This is a genomic window from Streptomyces sporangiiformans, from assembly GCF_005768555.2.
Lineage (GTDB): Bacteria > Actinomycetota > Actinomycetes > Streptomycetales > Streptomycetaceae > Streptomyces > Streptomyces sporangiiformans.
Genome location: NZ_VCHX02000054.1, coordinates 1 through 5393, shown reverse-complemented (window position 1 = coordinate 5393; position 5393 = coordinate 1). Strand labels below are relative to the sequence as shown.

Annotated in this window: 3 protein-coding genes; all 3 read right to left on the bottom strand. The window is 72.2% G+C overall.

Annotated features, from left to right (window positions below; translation table 11 throughout):
• Positions 1–1592, bottom strand: a 1592-nt coding sequence (locus tag FGD71_RS04915) for a type I polyketide synthase (protein ID WP_181359122.1), incomplete at its 3' end; no start/stop codon positions are given.
• A gap of 84 nt (positions 1593–1676) precedes the next feature.
• Positions 1677–3011 (bottom strand): beta-ketoacyl reductase, encoded by a 1335-nt coding sequence (locus tag FGD71_RS50060; RefSeq protein ID WP_425329660.1) that lies wholly within the window; start codon positions 3009–3011, stop codon positions 1677–1679.
• 650 nt (positions 3012–3661) lie between these two features.
• On the bottom strand, positions 3662–5393 hold a 1732-nt coding region (locus tag FGD71_RS47890), incomplete at both ends, for an acyltransferase domain-containing protein (protein ID WP_219925783.1).

Here is a 5393-nt window from a genome sequence, read left to right as displayed (position 1 = left end):
GCCCGGTCCTCCCCCACGACAACCGCGCGATGCTCCAAAGCCGCACGCGTCGTCGCCAGAGAGAACCCCACGTCAAGCGGCGAGCAGTCGTCAGCGAGCGCCGACCGCAGCCGCACCGCCTGTGCCGTGAGCGCGGCCTCCGACTTCGCCGACAACACCCACGGCAGCACACGACCGTCAACCGGTGCCGGGGTGACCGTCTCCGGCTCAGGGGCAGGAACCGGCGGTGCCTGTTCGAGGATGAGGTGGGCGTTGGTGCCGCTCACCCCGAACGACGACACACCCGCGCGGCGCGCACGGCCCGTTTCCGGCCACGGCTGGGGTTCGGTCAGCAGCTCGACCGCCCCTGCCGACCAGTCGACCTGGGAGGTCGGTTCGTCGACGTGCAGGGTCTTGGGCAGCAGGCCGTGGCGGAGGGCCATGACCATCTTGATGACACCGGACACACCGGCCGCCGCCTGGCTGTGCCCGATGTTGGACTTCACCGAGCCGAGCCACAGCGGACGGTCGGCCTCCCGGGCCTGCCCGTACGTGGCGAGCAACGCCTGCGCCTCGATCGGGTCACCCAACCTGGTGCCGGTGCCGTGCGCCTCTACCGCGTCCACATCGGCCGGGGAAAGGCGGGCGCTTGCGAGGGCATCGCGGATGACGCGCTGCTGCGCGGGGCCGTTGGGCGCGGTCAGGCCGTTGGACGCGCCGTCCTGGTTGACGGCGGACCCGCGTACGACCGCGAGGACCTCGTGCCCGTTGCGGCGCGCGTCGGACAGCTTCTCCAGCACGAGCAGGCCGACGCCCTCCGCCCAGCCCGTGCCGTCGGCGGACTCGGCGAACGCCTTGCAGCGGCCGTCACCCGCCAGCCCGCCCTGGCGGCTGAACTCGGAGAACACGCCCGGCAGCACCATCACCGTGACGCCGCCCGCCAGCGCCATCGAGCACTCGCCCTGACGCAGCGCCTGCACGGCGAGGTGCAGGGCGACGAGTGAGGAGGAGCAGGCGGTGTCCACCGTCACGGCCGGGCCTTCGAGGCCGAGTGCGTAGGCGACCCGGCCGGAGATCACGCTGGTGGAGCTGCCGGTCATGAGGTAGCCCTCGACGCCCTCCGGCAGTTCGCCGAGGCCGAGTCCGTACGCGGACGAGGAGGCGCCGGCGAACACGCCGGTGGCGGTGCCGCGCAGGGACGAGGGGTCGATGCCGGTCCGTTCCAGTCCCTCCCAGGCGGCTTCGAGCAGCAGCCGCTGCTGCGGGTCCATGGCGAGCGCCTCGCGCGGACTGATCTCGAAGAATTCGGCGTCGAACTCCCCCGCGTCGTGGACGAATCCGCCGACGGGACCCGCGCCTTCGTCCTTTCCGGCGGCGGGCCCGAGGCCCCAGCCGCGGTCCTCGGGGTACGGCGTCATCGCGTCCCGGCCGTCGGAGACCAGCTGCCACAACTGTTCCGGTGACGCGACCCCGCCGGGGAACCGGCAGCTCATGCCGACGATTGCGATCGGCTCCTGCTCCGCGTTCTGCACTTCTGCGAGGCGTTGACGGGTCTTCTGAAGATCGGCGGTGACCCGCTTGAGGTAGTCGAAGAGCTTGTCGTTGTCGGCCATGGAAGTCCCCACCGGTCTAGTGCTTAACGGTTGTGGTGCTCGGCAGCGCTCAGGAGAGGCCGAGCTCGTGTCGGCGCGCGGTGTTCAGGAGAGTCCGAGTTCGTTGTCGATGAAGTCGAATACGTCCTCGGGCGTCGCGGAGTCGAGGCGTTCGGCTGCCGACGGCTCCTGCGCGTCCGGCTCCGTACCCGCCCCCGTCCACTTCGCCAGGAGCAGTTGCAGCCTCTGGGTCACGCGGACTCGGGTGTGCTCGTCCGTCTCCGCTTGCACCGTCGCCACGGCGGCCTCAAGTCGGTCGAGCTCGGCGAGAATCGAGGCCCGGTCCGCACCCGTGTGCGGCACGAGTTCCGCGAGGAGGTGTCCGGCGAGCACCGCGGGGCTCGGGTGGTCGAACACCATCGTCGTCGGCAGCCGGAGCCCGGTGGCCGCGTTCAGGCGGTTGCGGACCTCGACGGCGGTCAGCGAGTCGAAGCCGATCTCGCTGAACGGTCGTGACGCCTCCACCTCGTGCGGTCCCGCCAGGCCGAGTACGGCAGAGGACTCGGTGCGGATCAGGTCGAGCACGGCGCGCTCCCGCTCGGTCTCGCCGAGGCCCGCGAGCCGCCGGCTGAACTCCGACGCCGTCGCGTCGCCGTCGCCCCCGTCCTCGTCCCTCCGCGCTGCTTCGAGGAGGGCGGGCACCTCGGGCACGCCGGTGATGAGGGGGCGCGGGCGGGCGACGGTGAACCCGGGCACGAACCGCGCCCAGTCGACGTCCGCCAGTACGACCGTGGCTTCGCCGTGCCCGGCGGCCTGCGCGAGCGCGGTGACGGCGAGGTCCGGCGCCATCACCCGCAGACCGCGACGGAGCAGGTGCTCGGCGGCCTCGCCGTCGGCCATGCCGCCCTCGGCCCAGGGTCCCCACGCCACCGAGGTGGCCGTGAGGCCGCGGCCCCGGCGCTGCTCGGCGAGGGCGTCGAGGAAGGCGTTGCCCGCCGCGTACGCGCCCTGCAGACCACTGCCCCACGTGCCGGCGATCGACGAGAACAGCACGAACGCGTCCAGGTCGCTTCCGGACAGCGCCTCGTCGAGGTGGACGGCGCCCGCCGCCTTCGCCGCGACGACGTCGGCGAACTCCGCCAGGTCCATGCCCGCCAGCGGGGTGCCCTGGCCGACACCGGCCGCGTGCACGACCGCCCGGACCGGGTCGCTGTCGGCGTCGAGCCGCTTGACCAGGGTCGTCACCGCGTCGCGGTCGGCGATGTCACAGGCGGCGACGGTGACCCGGACGCCAAGCCCGGTCAGCTCGGCCTCGAGGTCGGCGGCGCCGGGAGCCTGCGGGCCGCGACGGCTCGTCAGTACGAGGTGCTCGGCGCCGTTGGCCGCCGCCCACCGGGCGACATGCGCACCCAACGCACCCGTACCACCGGTGATGAGCACGGTGCCCCGCGGCTCCCACCTGCCGGGCGCGGTGTCCCGCAGCGGCGCGCGGACGAGACGACGGCCGAAGACTCCGGACGAGCGGATCGCGAGCTGGTCCTCGTGCTCCGTCTCCGTCCCGGCCAGCACACCGACGAGCCGGACACGCGCCCGCTCGTCCAGCGTCTCGGGCAGGTCGACGAGCCCTCCCCAGCGCTCCGGGTGCTCCAAGGCGACGACCCGGCCGAGACCCCAGACCTGCGCCTGGGCGGAGCTGGTCAGACGATCGGCACGGCCGACCGAGACCGCCCCCCGGGTGAGCAGCCACAGCGGGGCCGCGACGCCCGCGTCGCCCAGGGCCTGGGTGAGCAGAAGAGTGTGCGACACCCCGGTGGGAACGATCGTGTGCTCGGCGTGCGGACGGTCTTCCGCGGCCAGCAGGGAGATCACACCCGTCACGTCCGCCTCGCCCAGCTCGCCGACAACCTCAGCGAGGCGTACGGCGATCCGCTCCCGGTCCAGCTCGGCGCCGGTGAGGTCGAGCCGCAGAACAGTACCCGCACGGTCCTCCAGCGCGGTGGCCACCTCGGCCCAGTACGGCTGCTCTGCCGTGTCACCGGGGGAGGTCACGATGAGCCAGGTCCCGGTGAGCGGACCCTCGGCCTGCCGCNAGGTCCCGGTGAGCGGACCCTCGGCCTGCCGCGTCAGCGGCTTCCACTCCACCCGGTAACGCCAGTCGTCCACCACGGACTGCTCCCGCTGCCGCCCGTGCCAGCCCGCCAGCGCGGGCAGCACCGCCCGCACCGCGTCCTCCTCGACCGCCAGCGTCCCGGCCAGCGCGTCAGCGTCCAGCCGCTCCACCGCCGACCAGAACTCCGCGTCCACTGCCTTGCCGCCGCCTGCTTCGGCGGGCGGGGCGGCCGGCTCCAACCAGTAGTGGCGGTGCTGGAAGGGGTAGGTCGGCAGGGGGATGCGGCGAGCGCCGGTGCCGGTGAAGAACGCCGACCAGTTCGGTGCGACGCCTGCGGCGTGCAGGCGGCCGAGGGCGGTGACGAGGGCTTCCGGTTCGGGTCGGTCCTTGCGCAGGGCCGCGATCAACTGCGCGTCCCCGGTCAGGGATTCCTGCGCCATCCCGGACAGGACACCGTCCGGGCCCAGCTCCAGGAACACGGACACGCCCTGGTCCTCCAGCCAGCGCACACCGTCACCGAAACGCACCGCCGCACGGACATGACGCACCCAGTACTCCGCCGACGCCACATCCGCCTCAGCCTGGCCGGTCACATTCGACACCACCGGAATCGACGGCCGCTCATACGTCAGCGACTCGGCGATACGGCGGAAGTCGTCCAGCATCGCGTCCATGTGCGGCGAATGGAACGCATGACTGACCCGCAACTGCTTGGGCTTGCAACCCAGTTCAGCGAACCGCGCGCCCAGCTCGGCCACCACGTCCGCGTCACCGGCGATCACCACCGACGACGGACCATTCACCGCCGCCAGCGACACTTCGGACTCGCGGCCCTCCAGATACGGAGCCACCGTCACCTCGTCCGCACCGATCGCCAGCATCGCACCACCAGCGGGCAGCGCCTGCATCAGGCGTCCACGGGCCGCCACCAACGTGACCGCGTCATCCAGGGACAGCACCCCGGCCACATGGGCGGCCGCCAGCTCACCGATCGAATGCCCGGTCACATAGTCCGGGCGCACACCCCAGCTCTCCGCCAGCCGGTACAGCGCCACCTCAAGAGCGAACAGACCCGGCTGCGTGAACCCGGTCTGATCCAGCAACTCCCCGCCCTCGAACATCACCTCACGCAGCGGCCGCTCCAGCACCCCGTCGAAGACGGCACACACCGCATCCAACGCATCGGCGAACACCGGGTATGCCTCATACAACTCCCGGCCCATACCCGCCCGTTGAGACCCCTGCCCCGAGAACAACACCGCCAACTGCCCCGAATCGTCCCGGGCCACACCCCGCACCACACCCGTGGCCGAGGCACCTTCCGCGACAGCGCCCAGCCCTCGCAACAACTCCGCGCGCTCGGAACCAACCACCACCGCGCGATGCTCCAAAGCCGCACGCGTCGTCGCCAGCGAGAACGCCACATCAACCGCCGAGCAGTCCTCGGCCAGCCCCGACCGCAGCCGCTGCGCCTGTACCCTCAGCGCGGCCTCCGACTTCGCCGACAACACCCACGGCACCACCACCCCGTCAACCGGTGCCGGGGTGACCGTCTCCTCCGGCTCAGGGGCGGGAAGCGGCGGTGCCTGTTCGAGGATGAGGTGTGCGTTGGTGCCGCTGACGCCGAAGGACGACACACCCGCACGACGAGGACGGTCCGTCTCCGGCCACGCATGGGCCTCGGACAGCAACTCCACCGCCCCCGCCGACCA